A 20,516-nucleotide genomic window follows, 5' to 3' on the forward strand; every position below is an offset into this window, starting at 1 on the left:
AGTGGATAACTCTGGGACTGATCGTCAGCGTCACAGCTTTCCACAGCAACAGACTTATCCCTATCCCAAGAGGATGAAACCACGGGAACACAAGCGACAACGCCCGACTTTGCAGGACTTGCAAAGCAGCGGCGTTTTCCTACAAATCATTCAGGTTCCGATACGCATCCCGTCCACTGGCTTATCCACATGTCGATCCAAATCATCCTGGCCTCCGAGTCCGCTGTCCGGGCCCAGCTGCTTGAAAATGCGGCCATCTCCTTCACCCCTCAGAAACCACGTGTTGATGAAGAAAGTGTTAAGGAAGCCCTTCTGGCGGAAGGCGCAAAGCCACGGGATATTGCGGACACGCTCGCCGAGCTAAAGGCCCGCAAGGTGAGCGAGAAGAACCCGGACGCTTTGGTGATTGGTTGCGATCAGGTGCTCGCGTTCGAGGGGGGTATCCTGTCGAAACCTGTGTCGGAAGCCGAAGCTTTGGATCATCTGAAGATTCTGCGCGGCAGGCAGCATAGTCTTCTGTCCGCTGCCGTGATCTATGAGGCGGGCAAGCCCGTATGGCGGCATGTGGGACAGGTCCATCTGTCTATGCGGGATGCCAGTGATACGTATCTGAAGGATTATGTGATACGGAACTGGCAAAGCATTCGCTTTTCAGTCGGCGGTTACAAGCTTGAGGAAGAGGGCGTGCGACTTTTCACCCGCGTGAACGGGGACTATTTCACCGTTCTGGGCCTGCCGCTTTTGGAACTGATCGCCTATCTGACCTTGCGAGGTATTTTGCCGAAATGACCGAAAACAAGATCCCACTCGCTGGCGTGATCGGCTCTCCTATCGGGCATTCGAAGTCGCCCAAGCTGCATGGTTATTGGCTTAAGGCCCATGGGTTGCGCGGGCATTACATTCCCATGGATGTCGCGCGGGAGGATCTTCAACAGGTCATTCGCATGCTCCCGCGGATGGGCTTTGTGGGGGTGAACATCACGATACCGCACAAAGAGACGATCCTTGCGGTGGCCGATATGATCACGGACCGGGCCACGCTGATCGGCGCTGCGAATACGCTCATTTTCCGGCGTGACGGTCAGATCATGGCCGATAACACGGATGGGTACGGGTTTATCGAGAACATCAAACAGGGTGCGCCGAACTGGACACCCAAATCCGGGCCAGCGGTTGTTTTCGGCGCGGGCGGTGCCGCGCGGGCTGTTGTCGCGGCTCTGGCGGATGCAGGTGTGAGCGAGGTGCTTTTGACCAACCGCACACGCGTGCGCGCCGAGAAGTTGAAAGCCGACTTTGGGCAGCGTATCCGCGTTGTCGATTGGGTTCAGGCGGGCAATGTGCTGGAGGAGGCAGCGCTTGTCATCAACACAACATCACTGGGCATGGAGGGTCAGCCGGATCTGCGGGTCCCGCTTGACGGGCTGCAAAAGGACGCCGTTGTCACCGATCTGGTCTATGCCCCGCTCAAGACAACGCTGCTGAAGTCGGCGGAGGAGGCCGGATGCGTCACGGTCGACGGTCTGGGCATGTTGTTGCACCAGGCTGTTCCGGGCTTTGAACGGTGGTTCGGCGAGCGCCCGGTGGTGGACGATGCTGCCCGCGCAGCGATCCTCTCATAATGTTCAAGTTGGGGCTGACCGGGTCCATTGGAATGGGCAAAAGCACGACAGCGCGTCTGTTCAAGGAAGAGGGATGCGATATTTGGGATGCCGACGCCGCAGTTCATCGCCTTTATGCGAAAGGCGGCCGCGCCGTGGCGGCGATGAGCGCGGCCTTTCCCGAAGCCGTCGTGGAGGGCTCGGTGTCGCGCGAACGGCTCAAGACCCTTCTATCGCGCGATCCGGCAGCTCTGACGCGCATCGAAAAGATCGTTCATCCCCTGGTCGCAGAAGATCGCGCAGAATTCTTGGCACAAAGCGTTGCTGATATCGTAGTGTTCGACATACCGCTTTTGTTCGAAAAGGGTGGTGAAAAGCATCTCGATGCCGTGGCATGTGTTTCGGTTGGGCCGGAAATACAGCGCAAGAGGGTGTTGGAGCGTGGTACGATGACCGAGGATCAGTTTCGGCATATATTGTCCAAGCAGATGCCGGACGCTGAAAAACGGGCGAAGGCCGATTTCGTGATCATAACCGACACGCTGGAACATGCCCGCGCGCAGGTGCACACCATCGTAGAACAGATCAAGGATAGAGAGACACATGCGTGAAATCGTGCTCGATACCGAAACCACGGGTTTCGAACCGGAAAGCGGCGACCGCATTGTCGAGATCGGCGCCGTCGAGCTTTATAACCATGTGGCAACCGGGCGCACTTACCATCAATACATCAATCCCGAACGCACCATGCCGCAAGAAGCGTTCGAAGTGCACGGCCTCGGCGATGATTTCCTGAGGGACAAACCGAAGTTCGCCGAAATCGGCCAGGGCTTTCTGGATTTCGTGGGAAACGCCAAGCTTGTCATCCACAATGCGGCGTTCGATATGAAATTTCTGAACGCGGAACTCAAATGGATGGGTAAGCCGCTGCTGCCGTTCGATCAGGCGATCGACACGCTTGCAATCGCCCGTAAGAAATTTCCGGGTTCACCGGCGTCTCTGGATGCGCTTTGCCGGCGCTTCGGCATTGATAACTCGGCACGGACGCTTCACGGAGCCCTTTTGGATTCCGAGATCCTGGCAGAGGTGTATCTTGAGCTGATCGGCGGGCGCCAACCGGATTTCGGCTTGGCCCATGGACATATGTCCGGCTCGTCCGATCAGGCCGGCGAAGGTTGGCGGCCATCACCGCGCGCCACCCCGCTTCCTTCGCGTGTCACACGTGAAGAAGCAGATGCACATGCCAATTTTGTGAAAGGTCTTGGTGATCAGGCGCTCTGGAAAAGCGCCTGATCCTGGAAAAGCTAGGCGTCGCCTTTTGCCGGCGCTTCGGCGCCTTGGGCCGCCTGGCGGCGTGCGAGTTCAGACCGGTAGATCTGCAGAAAGTCGATGTTTTCCAGGTTGAGCGGCGGGTACCCACCGTCGCGCGTGACATCGCTGACAATGCGGCGCAGGAAGGGAAACATCATGCGCGGGCATTCGATCAACAAAAACGGATGCAACTGGTCGTCCGACACTCCGGTGATCATGAAGATGCCGGCATAATCCAATTCCAGAAGGAAAAGCTGCTCTCCCCCGTCTTTCGCTTTCGAGCTGATCGTCAGTTTGGTGGCAACCTCGTACTGGTTTTCCGCGGGCCGCTTTTTGGCGTCCAGATTGACCTGAACGTTCACGTCGGGTTGCACCTCGCCCGAGATGCCCTTTTGCGCCATGACGTTCTCAAAGGACAAATCGCGCACGAACTGACCCAAAATCTTCATTTGAAGCTGCGGGTTCTTCGCGGCTTCGCCCGCGCCAGCCGCGCCGTTCTCTGACATAACAATAAACTCCATGAATTCTGCGTTTGGCGATGCTTAGCAGGTCATTCTGCCTGCCTCAATGCTCCTGAGGACCGCCCTTTGTCCAGCCAGATGGCCGATCGCTCTTGGGTCTTTCGGCATCGACCTCTTCGAAACTGCCGTCGATGACGTCGTCACGGGCCGGTCTGGCGCGGGGGTGACCAGGGCCCATTTCAAAGCGTTGCACCGAAATGCGGGCACGCAAGTAATTGTATACGATCTCCCGAACCGGGGGCATCAACAAAGCAAACCCGACGGCATCCGTGAAAAACCCCGGCGTGAGCAAAAGTGCGCCCGCGATCAGGATCATCGCCCCGTCCGCAAGCGGCCTTGTCGGATCCTGCAGATGAGAGAATGAACGGCGCAAATTCTGCAATGCCATCAATCCCTGACTGCGGACCAGCCAGGTGCCCAGCATGGCGGTCAGGATCACGATTCCGAGCGTCGGCCAAAGGCCAATTGCACCGCCAACCTGAATGAACAGAGCGATCTCGATCAGTGGAACGGCCAGAAAGGCCAAGAACAGGTACATAAACGCGCAACCTTCTTTCCTGCGGGGCGGTGGACTTGCCCAAACCTGTCCCCTACATAAGAAACTCAGACACTTGATACAAAGCCCATCGCCTGAACGAGGTTTATATGAATTCGCCCCTGATCCAGCTTCTTGTGCTGGCCGGTATCGCTGTTTTTCTGATCCTTCGTCTCAGAAGCGTGCTTGGGACACGCGAAGGGTTTGAAAAACCACCACTTCCGAACCCCAACTCGAAACCGTCACGCCCGGATTTCGAGGTGATCGAGGGTGGCCCGGACCGCGATATCACCGACTACGTGCCTGAAAACAGCGAGGCCGCCGAAGCGCTTGCCGCAATGAAACGGATCGAGCCCAGCTTTGGCGTAAGCGATTTCGTGCAGGGATCCCGTGGCGCGTATGAAATGATCGTGATGGGCTTTGAACGGGGTGAGTTGAACGATATTCAGCCGTTTCTTGCCGAGGATGTCTTTGACACCTTCGTCGATGTGGTGGCCGCACGCGAAGATCAGGGTCTCACGATCGAGGCCGATTTCATCGGTGTCCGCGAAACCAGCGTGCAATCGGCCGAGTTCGATCCCGAGACCAGTCGCGCGGAGATCACCATGCGGTTCGTGGGTGAGCTGACATCTGTCGTTCGTGACCGAGGCGGCGATATCATCGAAGGCAGTGCCACCGAGATCAAACGGCAAAAGGACACGTGGACGTTCGCGCGGACGATGGGCACGGATGATCCCAACTGGTTGCTGGTCGCAACGGACGCATGATCCGGACCGTTTGGGCGGCGGTCGTTGCGTGCTCCGTGATGGTTGGCGCAGTATCCGGGGCCGAGACGACCTACAAGGTCCTGTCCTTTGATGAGCTCGATGGCTGGTCGGACGACGATCACAACGCCGCGCTTGATACCTTTCTGAACACCTGCACCGACATGGATGATCCGGACTGGTCCAGTCTTTGCGCGGTGGCCCAGAACCAGAGACCGGAAAACGGTCGGGCTTTCTTTGAGCTCTTTTTCAAGCCGGTTCTGATCGAAGACGGGAAAGACGCGCTTTTTACCGGGTATTTCGAACCGGAGCTTGATGGCTCACGCTACCCCACCCCCCGATTTCGCTATCCGCTTTACAAGATGCCGTCCGAAGCGCGGGAGGCATCGCCCTGGTTAAGCAGGCGGCAGATCCTCACCAGCGGGATCATGGACAATCGCGGTCTTGAAATTGCCTGGGTAGACGATCCGGTCGAACTGTTCTTCCTCCAGATCCAGGGGTCGGGCCGTATTCGCCTGCAAAATGGATCTTATCTGCGCGTCGGGTATGGGGGCGCCAACGGTCATCCCTATCGTTCCGTGGGGGTAGAGCTGGTCCGGCGCGGTGTTTACCAAGCCCATCAGGTCAGCGCTCAGGTGATCCGCAACTGGGTGCGCCGCAACCCCCTCGCGGGGGAGGAGCTGCTGTTTCACAACCCATCTTATGTCTTTTTTCGCGAGGTCAGTCGCGTGCCGGCGGATAAAGGCCCGTTGGGTGCCATGAACCGGTCCGTGACCACGCTGCGCAGTATCGCGGTAGATCCGGCTTTCGTGAAACTCGGTGCCCCCGTCTGGGTGGAAAAGGACGGCGCAAATCCCATGCGCCGCCTGATGATTGCGCAGGACACCGGATCGGCGATTAAGGGCGCGCAACGCGCTGATATCTTCTTTGGGACGGGGGATGCGGCTGGTCAGGCGGCTGGAAAGCTTCGCGATCCCGGTCGCATGCTGGTGCTTCTTCCGATCCAGCGTGCCTACGCGCTTCTTCCGGAAACGGCTCTATGACAAGACGGCGGCTCACGCCGGATGAAGTGGCGTTGTGGCAAAAGGTGACGGAGACGACAGATCGCTTGCATCCGCAACGCGATCCGCAGCCTAAGCCGCGGCCAAAACCCAAGCCGCAAAAGACGCCCACCGTCGGTTTGGACCCCTTTGAGCTGGGTCAGACCTCAAAGCCGGTAAAGCGCCTTCATCAACTCCAACCGCCTTTGGCCGAGCGGATCTCGAATGCGCCCCTGCGTATGGATCAAAAGGCGTTCGGCAAAATGAAGCGCGGAAAACTGGTACCGGAGGGTCGTATCGATCTTCACGGAATGACACTGGATCGGGCGCATCCTGCTTTGATCCGGTTCATTCTGGCATCCCAGGCCTCTGGCAAACGTCTGGTGCTGGTGATTACGGGGAAAGGGCGAAAGGGTGCAGATGATGGGCCGATCCCGACGCCCCGGGGCATTTTAAAAAACCAGGTTCCGCAATGGCTTACCATGCCGCCGCTTGCGCATGCCGTCCTTCAAGTCAGCGAAGCGCATATCAGTCACGGCGGGGCTGGTGCTTACTATGTTTACCTCAAGCGACCACGTTAGACCCTTGCGGGGATGCTGGTACGGGCAATCCCGAGGGTCGCCATCATGCAGACAAACAGGAAGTAAGCCGCGATCCCGAAGAATTGTGTTTCGAGCGGAATTCCGAAATCAATCAGAAGGCCGGTGATGCCCGGCCCGATGGCCGACCCGAATACCATCACGGCTGCTGCCATGGCCTTGATCGATCCGATATGTGCCGTTCCGTAGAATTCGGCCCAGAATGCCGCGGGCAGCGTTCCATTGGCGCCGGTGGTCAGGGCAAGGCAGACGAACCCGGCGACCAGCCCCCAGATGGTTCCGGCAACAGCGAAGATCGCAAAGCTGAACACCATGGGCAATTGGTAGATTGGCATCATTCGTGCCGTTCCGAACCGGTCAATCGCCCAACCGGACGCGATCATGGTAAGCACCGCAATCGATGTGTAGATGGGAAACAAAGCTACAAATGCCGCGTGAGAGATGCCTTTGACCTCGGCCAGATGGACCTGGTGGAAGAAAAACGCGGTGTTGAAGGCAGCCGGCCCCAAAAGTGCCGGCACCATGAACCAGAAAAGCGGATGCCGGACTGCCTCAAGACGTGTCCAATGGCGATCTTCCATGCCCAAAGCGTCGTCTTTCGTCGAGATACTTTGGGGGGTTCGCTCCTCTGTCAGCAGTTTGAGCAGGACGGGGATCCCGGAAAGAACCGCCAGGGCTGCGAGACCCCAAAGAAGGCGCCAGTCCAGAAAGCTCATCAAAGTGACGAAAAGAAGCGGAAGGGCTGCTTCGCCCACCGCGAACCCGAGGGACGCGACAGACAGGGCCCTGCCCCTGATCTTCGAGAACCAGCGCGCCATGGCCACCATCGCAATCTGGCTTGTCATGCCTTGCCCGGTGAAACGGAGCATGAAAATGACCAGCGGCAACAACCAAACCACAGGGTTGAGCGCCATGAAGAGGCAGGCCGCCGCAAGACCTGACAGGATCACGGGCCCAAGCACGCGCACCCGATATCTGTCGGTCAAGGTTCCCGCCCATACCATCGCGATGGCAGATGCGGTGGTGCCAAGCGTGTATATCCCGCCCCAAACCCCGTGGCTCAACCCAAAGGCAGAGCGGATGTCACCTGCGAAAATGGATATGAAGAAGGTTTGTCCGAAGCTGGACAAGAAGGTCAGAACGAACCCGGCCCCAAGCCAGGGAGCATTTTGAGCGATGAACCGGGCGGACCGCATGGCGCAGCCTTGCCCAAACCGCGCCGGAAGAGCAAGCGCCGCTAACGGTCGAATTGTTCGACCACGACCTGCCCTGCCCGTCTGACAATGACACGCTGGGAATGGAGCACATTATACGTGCTTCCGCCTTCACGCCTGAGAAAGGTTTGATCCAAACGATCGGCCTGCCGAAAGAGCGCGATCAGAGTGGGCGATGCTGCGGGCACGAAATGGTTTCCGTTGCCATCCGAGAAGGCAGACACATCGACGACAGAAACCGGCAGATCCGCGATGGAGGACCCGTCTTCGATGTTACCAAGCCGTTCCGGTTCTCCGGTCAGTGTGGCCGAGAGACGCAAAAAGATATCCCGACGCGAGACGAAAATGACAAAGGGATCTGGTACGACGGGCATTCTTGCCAGCTGAGAGCGGAAGAGATCGATGCCGATATCGGGAGAAATCAGGATCACCCCGGACACGTGGCGACCCGTCCATCCCGGACGTTCGATTTCAAGCTGCCGCAGCGTCTCCATCGCCAGATAAGATCCCATCGAATGGGCCACGACCACGATGCGACTGGCGCCGGACCGGGTGATCGTTTCCAGCAACTGCTCCAGCCCGTCGCGCGCGAAAAGAGCGCTTTCATCGTCGTATTCATATCCAAGCGGATGCGCGCGGCTGGGCCAGGCATAGACAACGGCCTGACCTGGAATATCCAGATCATGCCGGATCTGCGCCATCCGGAACATTGCATCGGTGTAGCTTGTGTTAAAGCCGTGCACGAACACGGTGACCTCTCGCTGATCCGCCGGCGCGTCCCGCAGGCGTTGACGCAGATCCGTCTGGAAACTGCTTTCGGCGGAGTAAACCGTTTTCTCCGTGAGCATGAAGTCGCGGCGTGGATCGGGTTGCGCACCGCCATTGCTGACGCTGCCCGGCTCTCGCAAAGGCGGGATCGCCACGGTCACACGGCCAAGCTCAAGCGCGCCGGAGCGTCCGAAGCCATATGTCCCATCGGGGCGTTTGAGGCGGGTCGTTCCGAAAAAGACGGTCTCGCGTGGGGGCTGTTCGGTGGTTGGTGCAAACGCGACAATGGGCGCAGCGAACCGGTCCGTCGACGAGCATCCCGCAAGCAGCAGGATACAGAACCACACAAAGACGGACCGCATTGCACCAACCCCTGAACCAAATGGTTTAGTTGCACCTTGTAAGGCGTCAATCCGGTTGAGGCTAGAGGACGTATCGGCTGACATCTGCGGATTTCGCCAATCCGCCTAGGTTCTCTTCGACAAAGGCATCATCGACGGTGATCGTCTCTCCTGCCCGGTCCGGCGCGGAAAACGACAATTCCTCGAAAACACGTTCCATGACGGTATAAAGCCTGCGCGCACCGATATTCTCCACCGATTGATTGACCTCGGCAGCAATACGCGCGAGCGCGGCGATCCCGTCGGATGTGAAGGTCACCTTTACCTCTTCGGTGTCCATAAGGGCGGAATATTGCAAGGTCAGGGCATTGTCGGTGTCCGTGAGAATTCGGACGAAATCATCCTCGGTGAGGGCGCGCAGCTCGACGCGGATCGGAAGGCGCCCCTGAAGCTCCGGCAAAAGATCGGAGGGCTTGGCAATGTGGAAAGCCCCCGACGCGATGAAGAGGATGTGGTCCGTTTTGACGGGTCCGTGCTTGGTGCTGACGGTCGTGCCTTCGATCAGGGGCAACAGATCCCGCTGCACCCCTTCGCGGCTGACATCGCCGCCCCGCGCGTCGCTGCGCGCGCAGACCTTGTCGATCTCGTCCAGGAAGACAATTCCGTTTTGCTCGACCGCTTCCAACGCGATGCGGGTCACGCTTTCATCGTCCAAAAGCTTGTCGGCTTCCTCTCCGATCAGGATCTCATAGCTTTCCGCGACGGTCATCTTGCGCCGCACCTTTCGGCCGCCAAAAGCCTTTCCGAACATTTCGCCCAGGTTCATCATCCCCATGTTGGATCCGGGTTGGCCCGGGATCTCAAACATGGGCATGGGATTGGATGTGTCAGCGACGTCCAGCTCGATCACGGTGTCATCCAACTCCCCGGCTTTCAGTTTCTTGCGGAACATCTCGCGGGTTGCGTCCCGCGCGTCCGAACCGGCAATCGCTTCGATCACACGCTCTTCGGCGGCGGCGTGGGCGTTCGCCTTGACGTCCTCCCGCATGTATTCCCGCGTCATAGCGATTGCGCTGTCCACCAGATCACGGATGATCTGTTCGACATCCCGGCCCACATATCCAACTTCGGTGAACTTGGTCGCCTCGACCTTGATGAACGGCGCGCGGGCCAGTTTGGCCAACCGTCGGCTGATCTCCGTTTTGCCGACGCCGGTGGGGCCGATCATCAGGATATTCTTGGGATAGACCTCATCTCTCAGCTCGTCGCTCAGTTGCTTGCGCCGCCAGCGGTTGCGCAGGGCCACGGCCACGGCGCGCTTGGCGTCTTTTTGGCCGATGATGAAACGGTCAAGTTCCGAGACGATCTCGCGCGGGGTCAGATCGGTCATTTCGAGATGGTCTCCACAGTCAGATTTCCATTGGTGTAGACGCAGATATCGGCCGCAATCGCCATCGCATCACGGGCGATCTGTTCGGCGCTGCGATCACCGTCCATCATGCCCCTTGCGGCGGCCAGCGCGTAATTTCCACCCGATCCGATTGCCGTGACATCGTGTTCCGGCTCAAGCACATCACCCGCGCCGGTGATCACCAAAAGCTCTGCGCCGTCCGACACGATCAGCATGGCCTCGAGCTTTTGCAGATACTTGTCGGTGCGCCAGTCCTTGGCCAGTTCCACGGAGGCCCGGGCCAGCTGGCCGGGCGTGGCTTCCAGTTTGGTCTCAAGCCGTTCGAGCAGGGTAAAGGCATCCGCTGTGGATCCGGCAAAACCGGCCACCACATCAAACCCTCCGGGGCTGAGACGGCGCACCTTGCGGGCGGTGCCCTTGATCACCGTTTGACCGAGCGAGACCTGGCCATCGCCAGCGATTACAACTTCGCCGCCTTTCTTCACGCCAATGATTGTCGTCCCGTGCCAGCCGGGAAACTCGTCTCGCGCCATATCCGTCTCCTGTCCTGGCGGCCTATATGGCGCGCGGGACACCCTGCTGCAAGGCTGGCGCTTGTTTCGCTGCCTCCTGCGGCCTAGCCTGCGGACTATGACCAGGCCGCCAACGCTTTGTTTTTATCTTGAAGATGGCTTGCGTCAGAGTGCCGAGGCGGGCCAGCACAACTTTATCGGAAAAGTTGCCGATATCTGCCGCGAAAGCGGTTTTGACATCCGGTTTGCGCCATTGGGTGCCCGCCCCGATCCCCAAGTCTACGCGCTCTACCACATGGTTGCGCCGCCGCATGACCGCGCTTTGACGATGCGGCGTGTTTATTACTATCCGTTTTGGGCCATCGAACCGGTGGCAGAGCGGTGGCATTGGTCCGTGGCGCAGGCATCGTTCGATCCGGGCATGGTTCAGCGACCGCAGGCGAACGCTTTTTATGAGCGCTGGCAGACCCGTCTTTTTGGAGATTTGGCCTGTTCCACCTCTCGGGACGGATTTGTCTATGTTCCTCTGCAGGGCAAATTGCTGCGCCACAGGTCCTTTCAAACCTGTGCCCCCATCGACATGCTGAAGGCGGTTTTGGAGCACGATCCCCGACCCGTGATCGCAACGCTTCATCCCAAGGAGGTTTACTCGGCCCGCGAAAGGCGAAAACTGTCGCAATTGGCAGAGCGTTATCCAAGGCTCACCGTGACGACGGGCCGAATGGAAGAGTGCCTGAGCGGCTGCGACTATGTCGTGACACAGAATTCCAGCGCCGCCTTTGCCGGCTATTTCTTTGGAAAACCGGCGGTTTTGTTTGCCCGGATCGATTTTCATCACATCGCGGCGAATGTCGCTGAATTGGGTATCCGGTCAGCCTTGACCGACGGCCCCGAAATGGCGCCGGACTATGCCGGCTACGTGCATTGGTTCTGGCAAGTGATGTCGATCAACGCGGGGCATGCCGGTGCCGAAGATCAGATCCGCATGCGTTTGAAGCGAGCGGGTTGGCCGATGTAAAAAAAGCGCCACCAAGGGCGCCCTTTTCATTCGGATCTTCTGAACGTTCAGATCGACTCGTCGATCCAGCCTTGAAGGGCCGCTTTGGACGCAGCACCTGCCCGGTTCGAGACAACTTCGCCATTCTTGAAGATGAAAAGCGCCGGGATGCCGCGCACACCCATGGCCGCCGCGGCGTTCGGATTGCTGTCGACGTCGACCTTGGCAATTTTGACTTTGCCTTCATATTCCGACGACAGCTCTTCAAGCGCTGGGCCGATTTGCTTGCAAGGGCCACACCACTCGGCCCAGAAATCCACCAATACGGGGATGTCGGAGTTTTTGACTTCGGTGTCGAAGGTAGCGTCCGTGACGGCGACGGTGGACATGATCGGATCTCCTGAGAGCAGTGTTAGGCGACGTAAATTAGGGAGCGACAACTTTACCGTCAAGATATGGGGTTCGGTAGAGAGAATCCATCACAAGATTGTGCTGGAGCATCATAAGGTGTGCCGTTCGGGTCCAAAGGATTGCGGTTTCAATACGTTGCTCGGGAAAGATTTGGGCCAGCGCGTGTGAATAGGCGCCCATCTGGCGCAGCACTCCTTCGGGACATCGGTCCGGCGCGTCGGGTACAACGCGATTGGTCTTGAAATCCACCGCCAGGACCCGGTCAGAGGAGACGAGCAACCGGTCTATCGTTCCATGAAGCCGCGCTGGACCCAGATCAGCGCTGATCGGCACCTCGCTCAAAGCGGTTTCGTCGAAAAGCCAATCGAGGTCGGGCCGCACGAGAACCTGCGTCGCCTCGTCAAGAAGCGCGCCACATTCCGTCTTGGGCAGGTCCAGAAGGCGCTGGCTGGCCTGCGGCCACGACGCTCTTGGCAGACGCGGCAGATGTTCAAAGAGAAGATGAATGCGTGTGCCCCGGATCTTTGCCTCCTCCTCGCTCCGCCCGTCCTCGCCGGGAAGCGCCTTGGCACCGCCCAGATCCGATGGGCTGACGGTTTGTGACGGATCAATGACCTTTGGTGCTGCTTTTGAAATCCATGCAGGTGGTTTGGTTGCGGCTAAAGATTTGCCCGGCATCGACAGGTCGGGAAGGTCGATCCAATCCCCGTTGCTAAGCCGCAATCCTTCGCCATTGGGAAGAGAGATTGTTTCGGCACCGCTGGTCTTGAGACCGGCCTCGACCCTTTGATACCAGGTATCGCCGCTTTTGGCGTCAAGCTCCCCCGCACCGGCTACGATAAGCCACTTTTCCGCACGTGTCAGAGCCACATAGAGCAGGCGCAGCCTTTCGTTTTTGAGCCGGGTTTGAGCGGCCTCGCGCGCGTTCCGGATCAAGTCGGGCGCCTGGGCTTTCGGGACAGACCAAACCGGGATGTCCCCGGCCATGAGGATCGTGTCGTCCACGGGCGCGCGCCGGCGGCATGTATCGGGCAGGATCACAATCGGTGCTTCCAAACCCTTGGAGCCATGCACAGTCATCACCCTCACCTGATCTCCGGCGGCATCAATCTGGCGCTTGATCTCCAGATCGTCGGTTTCCATCCAGGACAGGAAGCCCGTCAGGCTTGGCGTTTCGTTCCGTTCGTAAGCCAGCGCTTGGGCCAGAAGTGCGTTTATGCCATCTTCTGCCTCGCGCCCCAGCCGGCTCAGCAGGTTGCGACGGCCCAGATGGCGGGTCAGCATCCGCTCGATCAGATCGTAGGGCCTTAAAAAATCGGTTTGTGCCCGCAGGTCATTGAGCACGGCCAGGGTCGGTCCGTGCTCCTCTGTCCGTTCACGCAAAGCCTGCCACAAAAACGGGTTTTCCCGATGATGCGCGAGGGTAAAGAGCGCCTGCTCGCTCCAGCCGAAAAGCGGTGACCGCAGGACCGTGGCAAGAGAGAGACTGTCTTCGGGTGTGGCTAAAAACCGAAGCAACGCGGCAAGGTCTCTGACAGCCAGTTCGGCGCCGACCTTTAGCCGGTCAGCCCCGGCGATCGGAATATCGCGTGACTTGCACGCACGAATGATTTCGGCAAAGAGGTCCGACCGGCGCTGCACCAGGATCAGCACGTCGCCAGCCCGGATCGGGCGCTTTCCAAGACGGCCGTCCTGTTCGTCCGGGATTGTGTGGCCCTCACCCAGCCAGGTGCTGATCTGGTCGGCGATCTGCGTGGCCAAGGTCACGTTATGATGCTGCGGGCTACGCCGGTCGACCGGGTTGTCCCAAGCCCGGTCATCTTCCTCCTTGTTAGGCTCTATCACAGGCCAAAGATCGACGCGACCGGGCAACGCATCCTTGAACGCGCGGTGCTGGCTGTCGAGATGAAAACCGGCCTCGGAACTCTCGCGAAAGACGGTATCGACAAGCCGCAAGATCGCCTCGGCGGATCGGAATGAGAATTCCAGCGACAAGGACTGAAGGCTGGTCCCGCTATCTTCAAGGCGGCGCCCGAACTCTGCCTGCATGCGATCAAACGCGGCGGCGTCGGCACCCTGAAAGGAATAGATCGACTGTTTCTTGTCACCAACGACAAAGATCGTCCGCTCGACATTCGGGCGCGCGCCCAGACCGCTTGTGAACTCCTGTGCAAGCTTTTCGATCACGTCCCATTGTTCGGGGCTGGTGTCTTGCGCTTCGTCTACAAGGATGTGGTCAATTCCGCCATCCAGCCGGAACAACACCCAGGCCGCCACCGCCGGATCATTCAGCAATTGCCGGGCCTTCAGGATCAGATCGTCGAAATCAAGCCAACCCCTTGCCTGCTTCTGAAAAGCATACCGGGGCAGAAAGGCGTGGGCGAAACCGTGCAAAGCGTCGGCCTTGCGGGCTGCGGCGAGTGCGATGCGCTGGGCGCGGGCGTCTTCAACCCGGGCCATCCACGCTTCGAGCGGCGGGATGAGATCCGGGTGCGCCTTTCGCACCGCACCGGTTGGAAACTTGCTTCGCTCTTCCCCCATCTTCGCGGCAAAGGGATTGGTGGCGGTCGGGCCAGTCAGAAACACCGCTTCCAACGTTTCAAGGGCGCTGAAATCGAGCGCTGACAAAGCGGACAGCTTTGCCGCGGCCTTCTGATCGGTCGTGCCCCCCGTCTTAAGTGCTGCGACCAATGGGTTAAGAAGGTCAGCTTCCCCCCCGACGAAAACAGAGGCGGAAAGCGCGTCTTCGGTAAGGGATGGGGACAGCCCAAAATGCCCTGCAATGCCTCGCCAGTCCAAGACGTCGGCGAAGCTTGTTCTTTTGCTGACAACGGACTGGGTAAACGTCTCAAGATCATCGCCCGCCAGATAGGCGGCGACCTTTCGAACAAGATGCGCCTCCGTGCCTTGGGCCATGTCTTCCACGATCTCATTGCGCAAAAGCGCAGCCGCGCGGTCTTCGATCTCTCTGAATTGCGGGCTTACCCCGGCTTCAAGTGGAAAACGGCGCAGAAGAGACGCGCAGAACGAGTGGATGGTCTGGATCTTCAATCCGCCCGGTGTCTCGATTGCGCGGGCAAAAAGCGTTCGCGCATCGCGCAGGCGCAGGGGGTCCAGCGGGCCGTCGACCCCCAACTCGCTCAGCTCTGCCTTCAGCGGGTCGTCCGCAAGCATGGCCCAGCTTCCAAGCCGTGCGAACAGGCGGTTCTGCATCTCGCTCGCGGCTGCCTTGGTATAGGTCAAGCACAGGATTCTCTGAGGTTCCGTTCCATCAAGAAGAAGCCGTGCCACCCGGTCGGTGAGCACCCTTGTCTTGCCGGATCCGGCATTCGCAGCCAGCCAGGTCGAGGCGCGCGGGTCCGCTGCCTGAACCTGCCGTTCGGTCGCTGCGTTACGCCTGCTCATGCAAGGTCCACCGGAACGGGCTGGTCAGTGAGATCCCATTCCCCAAACCGGGCGAGTTGATCGTAGTCGCCGATATCGGTGTCCTTCTGCATCTTGAGCCTGGACGTGTACCCTTGATTGGGCTCGAAATACGCCCCGATCAGTCCGATGAACTGGGCCCAGACCTTTTCGGCGGGTTCATCCGCCAGCGGTGCGGCGCTTTCGGCTGCTCCGGGCCCCAGACCAAGGTAAACTGCGCGGCTGACAGGCGTCGGATCCAGGTCAAAGAAACCGCCCTTTTCAGCCATTGCGGCTTCCAGCAGCAGTTGCTTGTCAAAATATTTCTGCTCGTTCTTTGAAGGAGGCGTACCGGTCTTGTAATCGTAGATCCGAAGCCGTCCCGACGCATCCATGTCGATGCGGTCGGCCACACCTTCCAGGGTGAATGCCGGGTCCGAAACCGCAACCCGTCCGCGCCGCTCGAACGCAAACGGGCGCGCTTCGGTTTGGCGCTCGATTTCGGCCTGCAGAAAGATGTCGGCAATCCGACCAAGGCGGGCCTGCCACATCACCCGCGCCGTAGGCCAGGGCACCCGAGACCGAAGTTGTGTGTCTGCCAAGGCAAGGAAGTGGTCCCGCGACAGCCTGGTTCGGTCCTCCAGCGTGGCGCGAATGAACGCTTCGAGCACTTCATGAACGACAACCCCCCGCAGTAGCGGACCGGGCGCCTGAACAAGCGGATCTAGCCGTCTGAGGCGCAGCACATGTTTGGCATAGATTGCGTAAGGATCCCGGATCAGGCGCTTGACATCGGTGACCGAAATCTTGCGAGGGCGCGCCGTGACCGGAGGACGGGGCGATGGACGCGGCGCCGGCGCGGTCAATGGCGCCTCTTCAAGCGTTGCCGCCCAGGATAGCCAGGTGTCTCCGCGTGCTTTCATCGCGGCCAGCGTCTCGGGCCCTTTCAACGCGGGAAGACCGCCAAGAAGATTGGAGAGCCGGTTGATCCAGCGGGACGGAACGCTTTGCGCGTCGTCAGATCGGATTGCCCGGGTCAGCCAAACCTCCCGCGCGGCGATGGCCTGCTGAAAATCGTGCGCCGACAGGCCGATGCGCCGCTCGGGCAGAAGGAGCCCGGCATCCTTGCGCATCTGGCGGTTCAACCACGGATCGGGTTTCGCGGCTTCCGGCCAGGTGCCTTCGTTCAGGCCGCCAAGGATCAAAAGGTCGGCGCCCTGAACGCGGGCCTCAAGGGTGCCCCAGATCATGATGCCGGGGTGGGGTGCATCGCGGTCTCGCACCTCTTCCCGTGACAGCAGGGCACCCAGAAGATCCGCGAAGACACGCGCCTCCATCTGTCCGCCGTGATCCGCCTCTTGCTCCAGCGCGTCGAGGACCGATAGCGCCTTTATGCCCGCGTTCTTGTCCCAAAGCGTGAGATCCGGTGCGTCGCCACTGCCCCGCGCTATGACTTCGGCCACGTTCCGCAGATGTGCGACCCAGCGCGTCAGAGGCTTCTCCCCATCTACAATCCGATCGCAAAAGGCGTCGGTCACCCACTTGGCCCACCGCGCTGCAATCGGATTGTTATGGGCTTCGGCCCAGGCGGCCAGCGGTTCGGGTTCAGGGAAAGGAATGCCCTTGCTGCGGACATGAAGTTCGAAGTCACGCGTCAGGAGAAGATGTTCGTTCCGGTCCGCGCCGTCATGACACAGTGGATGCTTGAGGATGGTCAGCAACATCTCGGACGTCAGTTGCCGCGAGAACAAACCTGCCACATGCCGCAAGAACCGTCCCGGTGGCGCAAGCTGCAGGGGTTGGCCGGCGCTGTCATCCGGCAGCAAATCCCAACGGTCCAGCGCCGCCGTCACCTGCCGCGTCAACATCCTGTCCGGCGTGATCAGGGCCGCCGTCTGGCCCGTCTCGGCAGCCTCGCGCAAGCGTAACGCGATTGCCAACGCCTCATCACGGGGAGAGGGTGCCTCCACCCACGTGACCTGTTCGAAAGCAGGCTCTAACTTGGGTAAATCCGGCCCTTCATCCAACCACGCATCCGTTACGGGGGCGGGTCTGAGCGCAAGGGAAACGACCCGGTTGCGTGCCGGCGCGGACGGTTGGTCATCGCGCCACTTTGCGATCTCAGCGGCCTTGATCCCAAGGTTTACCATCAGCGCACGAAAGCGGTATTGGGGGTGGTCTTCGGACACCATCGGATCAGCGAGTTCGGACCAGATTGACGAGGGCAGGTCGAAATCGAAACCCGGTAGAACCAAAGCGCCTTGAGGAAGACGTGACACTGCTTCCATAAGCATCATCGTGGTGCCGCGGGATCCGGTGGAACCGGCAACGATCACCGGATGCTGGGGCGGTTCCCGGTCCCAACGGTCGACCAGATGCTCGGTGAGGCGACGCAGATGCGATTGCCCGTCTAGACCCGCCTCCTCATTGTCAAAAAAGGCCTGTACGATCCCGATAAAGGTCTGTGCGCGGGACCAGTGCCCCGAAAGGTCGGTGACATCGAGATCTGAAATGGCTTGCGGCAGGACACCTTCACCTTGCATTTCGTCAAGAAGCTCGGCCAATCCATCCGCCAGATCGTAGAGGGATGCGCGCGGCGCCAGATCGGGTTGCCGTTGCAACAACCTGTCGACAAGCTGGGCAATCTCCAACCGCCGTCGCAGCGGTGACACGGGATTGGGGAGAGCGATGCGATCCTCGATCTCTCCCACCTCGTTCAAGAGCTTGATGCGGGGCAAAAGCCGCGCCGGGCCATCGTCGAAAATCTCTCTCAGGCGCCTGGCCATACGACGTGTGTTCACGATCAGTTCGACCTGGGCGAGGGCGGTTGGCGGCATGCCCTGCATGCGCTCAGACAGCCCGTGAACAAGCGAGGCGGGAAAATCGACACCGGGGGGGAGAGCAAAGACGCGCGGTGTCTTTGACGGTTCAAACAGCATCGCGCGCCAAAAGCTCCTCGGCCAGTTGTATCCCGGCCGGATGTCCCACATCACACCACATGCCGGGATAGGTCAGACCAAACAGACGACCGCGCGCCAGCATTTTGTCCCAGACCCGATTCAGAGAAAAGACCGGGTCCGTGATGTCGGACAGGTCGCCGGTCTTCAGAATTTGCGCGCCACCATAAACGACATCGGGGCCGCGAGAGATGCGGTTCTCGTCATCCAGACTGAAATCGCCAGCTCCAATCCGACCAACGGCTTGCCGGAGCGGCACGCAAATGACCAAGGCGTCCATCCGGGCGGGATCCCAGGCCCTTTGCAAAAGCGAAAGCGGGTTGGGGCCGGACCAGACGGCATCGCTGTTCAATGTGAATAGGGGGGCAGGTCCCAGCAGCGGCAGCGCCGCCTTGAGACCCCCGCCGGTGTCGAGGATATCCGGCATTTCCCGCGAAATTTCGACGTCCTTTGACGCCAGATGTTTTTCCAGAACGGCGGCCTGATAGTGCGTATTCACCACGATCCGGGAGAGGTTGATGTCCTCGGTAAGAGCCAAGGCATGGTCGATGAGCGGGCGGCCTGCAACCTCAAGCAAGGGTTTGGGCCGGTCTTTCACAAGATCGCCCATCCGGGTTCCGAACCCGGCGGCAAAGATCATCAGGGATGGGTTGGCGTCGCGCATTTTTCTTTCAAACGGATCAAATCATCCTTTGTCGGTCGCGGCAACGTTTGCAGCACAAGATCTGAGATCCCCGCGAGGGCCGGATGGTCAAGGTCGCTTACCATATGCGCCCAGACCCGAGGGATCAGATCGATGTAGCGTGGCTTACCATGATCGAGCCCAAGTCGCGCGAAAACCCCGATGATGCGAAGGTTGCGCTGAACGCCCAAAGCCGCGTAAGCGGTGCGGAACGCGTGGTCGTCGGAACCGGTTTGTTCGATGAAATGTGCGATCATCCGCATCTCGGTTCCCGCAGACACGTCACGCCGGGCATCCTGCAGGAGAGAGACAAGATCATAAGCCGGGTGACCCAGAAGGGCATCCTGAAAGTCCAGAAGACCGACCCTGGCAATGTCCTCGCGGTCGGGCAGCCAAAGCAGGTTTTCGGCGTGGTAGTCTCGCTGGATCAGAACAGCGGGTCCGTCGGTGGTTTGATAGAGAAGATCGGAAAATCGGTCGATGAACCGCGATACAACGGTCTTGTCCACATCGGTCAAAGCATCCGCATAACGCGTGAAGGCCAGTGCGGAAAATTCGGCCATCTGCTGGGGCGTATACCGGTCAAGCGGTGGTGGCTCTGATCTGCCGAGTGCAATCAGAAGGTCGGTTGCCGCCCTGTAAAGCTGGGGTTCAAGGTCGGGTTGTTTCTCTAGGATACGGGCGAACAGGTCATCCCCCAGATCTTCGATGATCAGCAAACCGGCCTCGATATCCTGTGCCAGGATGCGAGGTGCGCTGAGTTTCTGGAGCGTCAGATATTCCGCAATGTGGATGAAGGGGCGAACATCCTCGCCGCGATCCGGCGGTGCATCCATCAAAACCGCGCTTCGTCCTGTGCTGGCGTCCCGCAATCGCTCATAGCGTCGATTGGATGCGTCCCCCGCAAGCGGTGCGCGCTGTGCCGCGGCCCAGTCCGTACCCGCGATGAATTCGGAGATTTGCGCTGACCGATCTTTCATGCGGTAAGCCCGTTCAATCGAGCCGTCCAGGGCGCGGCGGACCAGCAGAAGGTGAGATGCCGCACGCCGTCATCCGTGGCATCCGCGTCAAGCTTGAGATGCAGGGCGCCAGATGGTGCCATGTCGGCCATACGGTCCGGCCATTCCACCAGGCAAATTGCTGTCTCGAACGCCCCGTTCAGGCCAAGTTCTTCGAGCTCATCCATCGAGGTGATCCGGTAGAGATCTGCATGCCACACCTCTCCCTTCGTCGTGTCGTAGGTCTGAACAAGTGTGAATGTCGGCGAGGGAACATCCTCTGGCATGTCGAGAAGGGATTGGATCATCGCCCGCGCAAAATGCGTTTTCCCCGCGCCGATCTCACCTTCCAGAAGAATCGTGTCTCCGGGCGCGAGGTCTTTCGCAATCACGCGGGCAATCGCTGCCGTGTCGCTTTCGCTTTTGGAGGTTCGTTTAAGTTGCCTGCACTGCAT

At 59.6% G+C, this 20,516-nt stretch carries 20 protein-coding genes; 8 read left to right on the forward strand and 12 right to left on the reverse strand.

From position 1 onward, the window contains the following. Nucleotides 1-189: 189 nt before the first annotated feature. Genes CFI11_RS00005 through dnaQ form a run of 4 tightly spaced genes read left to right on the forward strand, consistent with a single transcriptional unit; the run spans nucleotide 190 to nucleotide 2,891 of the window. On the forward strand, nucleotides 190-789 hold the full coding sequence (locus CFI11_RS00005) for a Maf family protein (protein ID WP_130401802.1): 600 nt from the start codon (nucleotides 190-192) through the stop codon (nucleotides 787-789). After that, complete coding sequence (locus tag CFI11_RS00010; protein ID WP_130401804.1) at nucleotides 786-1,619, forward strand: shikimate dehydrogenase; 834 nt, start codon at nucleotides 786-788, stop codon at nucleotides 1,617-1,619. The genes CFI11_RS00005 and CFI11_RS00010 overlap by 4 nt, the downstream gene beginning before the upstream one ends. Further along, nucleotides 1,619-2,209: a dephospho-CoA kinase gene (coaE, locus tag CFI11_RS00015; protein ID WP_130401806.1), complete on the forward strand. Its 591-nt coding sequence runs from the start codon at nucleotides 1,619-1,621 to the stop codon at nucleotides 2,207-2,209. The genes CFI11_RS00010 and coaE overlap by 1 nt, the downstream gene beginning before the upstream one ends. After that, on the forward strand, nucleotides 2,202-2,891 hold the full coding sequence (gene dnaQ / locus CFI11_RS00020; RefSeq protein ID WP_130401808.1) for a DNA polymerase III subunit epsilon: 690 nt from the start codon (nucleotides 2,202-2,204) through the stop codon (nucleotides 2,889-2,891). Before coaE ends, dnaQ begins: the two co-directional genes overlap by 8 nt. 11 nt (nucleotides 2,892-2,902) lie before the next feature. Here dnaQ and secB read toward each other — a convergent pair whose 3' ends face one another. After that, on the reverse strand, nucleotides 2,903-3,415 hold the full coding sequence (gene secB / locus CFI11_RS00025; protein ID WP_130409883.1) for a protein-export chaperone SecB: 513 nt from the start codon (nucleotides 3,413-3,415) through the stop codon (nucleotides 2,903-2,905). Nucleotides 3,416-3,473: 58 nt separating this feature from the next. Further along, on the reverse strand, nucleotides 3,474-3,968 hold the full coding sequence (locus CFI11_RS00030; RefSeq protein ID WP_130401810.1) for an FxsA family protein: 495 nt from the start codon (nucleotides 3,966-3,968) through the stop codon (nucleotides 3,474-3,476). Nucleotides 3,969-4,075: 107 nt separating this feature from the next. Between CFI11_RS00030 and CFI11_RS00035 the strand changes: the two genes are divergently transcribed. From CFI11_RS00035 to CFI11_RS24875, 3 genes are all read left to right on the forward strand, one after another. After that, complete coding sequence (locus CFI11_RS00035) at nucleotides 4,076-4,732, forward strand: Tim44/TimA family putative adaptor protein (protein ID WP_130401812.1); 657 nt, start codon at nucleotides 4,076-4,078, stop codon at nucleotides 4,730-4,732. Beyond that, complete coding sequence (locus CFI11_RS00040; protein WP_130401814.1) at nucleotides 4,729-5,772, forward strand: murein transglycosylase A; 1,044 nt, start codon at nucleotides 4,729-4,731, stop codon at nucleotides 5,770-5,772. Before CFI11_RS00035 ends, CFI11_RS00040 begins: the two co-directional genes overlap by 4 nt. 236 nt (nucleotides 5,773-6,008) lie before the next feature. Beyond that, nucleotides 6,009-6,350 carry a Smr/MutS family protein gene (locus CFI11_RS24875; RefSeq protein WP_371687459.1) on the forward strand — a complete coding sequence of 114 codons (342 nt, stop codon included), beginning with the start codon at nucleotides 6,009-6,011 and terminating at the stop codon, nucleotides 6,348-6,350. On the opposite strand, the gene CFI11_RS00050 is transcribed toward CFI11_RS24875, so the two are convergent. The 4 genes from CFI11_RS00050 to hslV form a co-directional block, all read right to left on the reverse strand. Next, on the reverse strand, nucleotides 6,347-7,564 hold the full coding sequence (locus CFI11_RS00050; protein WP_130401818.1) for an MFS transporter: 1,218 nt from the start codon (nucleotides 7,562-7,564) through the stop codon (nucleotides 6,347-6,349). The two genes, CFI11_RS24875 and CFI11_RS00050, sit on opposite strands and share 4 nt — an antisense overlap. A gap of 41 nt (nucleotides 7,565-7,605) precedes the next feature. Beyond that, on the reverse strand, nucleotides 7,606-8,712 hold the full coding sequence (locus CFI11_RS00055; protein WP_165390142.1) for an alpha/beta hydrolase: 1,107 nt from the start codon (nucleotides 8,710-8,712) through the stop codon (nucleotides 7,606-7,608). Nucleotides 8,713-8,773: 61 nt separating this feature from the next. Then, nucleotides 8,774-10,081, reverse strand: a complete 1,308-nt coding sequence (hslU, locus tag CFI11_RS00060; protein ID WP_130401822.1) for an ATP-dependent protease ATPase subunit HslU — start codon at nucleotides 10,079-10,081, stop codon at nucleotides 8,774-8,776. Then, nucleotides 10,078-10,635, reverse strand: a complete 558-nt coding sequence (gene hslV / locus CFI11_RS00065) for an ATP-dependent protease subunit HslV (RefSeq protein ID WP_130401824.1) — start codon at nucleotides 10,633-10,635, stop codon at nucleotides 10,078-10,080. The genes hslU and hslV overlap by 4 nt, the downstream gene beginning before the upstream one ends. Nucleotides 10,636-10,732: 97 nt before the next feature. On the opposite strand from hslV, the gene CFI11_RS00070 reads away from it, so the two are divergent. Then, nucleotides 10,733-11,632, forward strand: coding sequence for a hypothetical protein (locus tag CFI11_RS00070; RefSeq protein ID WP_130401826.1), 900 nt, complete (start codon nucleotides 10,733-10,735; stop codon nucleotides 11,630-11,632). Nucleotides 11,633-11,679: 47 nt separating this feature from the next. Here CFI11_RS00070 and trxA read toward each other — a convergent pair whose 3' ends face one another. The 6 genes from trxA to tsaE are packed head-to-tail and all read right to left on the reverse strand — an operon-like array spanning nucleotide 11,680 to nucleotide 20,516. Continuing rightward, complete coding sequence (gene trxA / locus CFI11_RS00075; RefSeq protein ID WP_130401828.1) at nucleotides 11,680-12,000, reverse strand: thioredoxin; 321 nt, start codon at nucleotides 11,998-12,000, stop codon at nucleotides 11,680-11,682. 37 nt (nucleotides 12,001-12,037) lie between these two features. After that, complete coding sequence (gene addA, locus CFI11_RS00080) at nucleotides 12,038-15,427, reverse strand: double-strand break repair helicase AddA (RefSeq protein ID WP_130401830.1); 3,390 nt, start codon at nucleotides 15,425-15,427, stop codon at nucleotides 12,038-12,040. Beyond that, on the reverse strand, nucleotides 15,424-18,363 hold the full coding sequence (gene addB, locus CFI11_RS00085) for a double-strand break repair protein AddB (protein ID WP_174843478.1): 2,940 nt from the start codon (nucleotides 18,361-18,363) through the stop codon (nucleotides 15,424-15,426). Before addB ends, addA begins: the two co-directional genes overlap by 4 nt. Then, nucleotides 18,353-19,045, reverse strand: a complete 693-nt coding sequence (locus tag CFI11_RS00090; protein WP_130401832.1) for a nucleotidyltransferase family protein — start codon at nucleotides 19,043-19,045, stop codon at nucleotides 18,353-18,355. Before CFI11_RS00090 ends, addB begins: the two co-directional genes overlap by 11 nt. Continuing rightward, nucleotides 19,021-20,043 (reverse strand): aminoglycoside phosphotransferase family protein, encoded by a 1,023-nt coding sequence (locus tag CFI11_RS00095; protein WP_130401834.1) that lies wholly within the window; start codon nucleotides 20,041-20,043, stop codon nucleotides 19,021-19,023. Before CFI11_RS00095 ends, CFI11_RS00090 begins: the two co-directional genes overlap by 25 nt. Continuing rightward, nucleotides 20,040-20,516: a tRNA (adenosine(37)-N6)-threonylcarbamoyltransferase complex ATPase subunit type 1 TsaE gene (gene tsaE, locus CFI11_RS00100; protein ID WP_130401836.1), complete on the reverse strand. Its 477-nt coding sequence runs from the start codon at nucleotides 20,514-20,516 to the stop codon at nucleotides 20,040-20,042. The genes CFI11_RS00095 and tsaE overlap by 4 nt, the downstream gene beginning before the upstream one ends.

This window comes from Thalassococcus sp. S3 (assembly GCF_004216475.1).
Taxonomy (GTDB): Bacteria; Pseudomonadota; Alphaproteobacteria; order Rhodobacterales; family Rhodobacteraceae.